The 540-nt window shown below is 71.5% G+C and carries 1 pseudogene; it reads right to left on the reverse strand.

What is annotated here, in order from left to right:
• Positions 1–518, reverse strand: a pseudogene (locus DJ81_RS05260) (hypothetical protein); the annotation flags it as partial.
• Positions 519–540 lie beyond the last annotated feature (22 nt).

Raw genomic sequence — 540 nt, forward strand, 5'->3', positions numbered from 1 at the left:
TCGACGTCGCCGTCGACGGTGAACTCGTAGTGGGCCGTCGCGCCGCCGCCGTCGATCGTGATGGTGGACGCCCCGAGGAACGCCGGTTCGATCCGGTCGCCGTTCAGCGAGACGGCGACGTCGCCGTCGGCCTCGAAATCGAGAACGGGCCCGGAGAGGCGGTAGGAGTCGGGTTCGTTAGTCGTGCGGCCGGTGACGGTGCCGTCGTCGGCGATCGCGTCGTAGCCGTTGCGCGTCGCGCCGTGCGCGGTCGACTTCTCGACGTCGCCGTCGACGGCGAACTCGTAGTGGGTCGTCGCGCCGCCGCCGTCGATCGTGAGCACGTCGGCGCCGACCGACTCCGCCTCGACCGCGTCCCCGTCGACGGTCACGTCCACCGGCGCGTCGGCGTCGAAGTCGACGACGCTCCCGGTGAACCGGAAGGAGTCGGACTGGTTCGTCGTCCGGCCCGTGACGACGCCGCCGTCGATCCCGTCGTAGGCGTTGATCTCGGCTCCGCCGGCTGCGGACGACGTCACGGCGCCGTCGACGGCGAACTCG

The organism is Halorubrum sp. Hd13, assembly GCF_002252755.1.
Taxonomy (GTDB): Archaea; Halobacteriota; Halobacteria; order Halobacteriales; family Haloferacaceae; genus Halorubrum.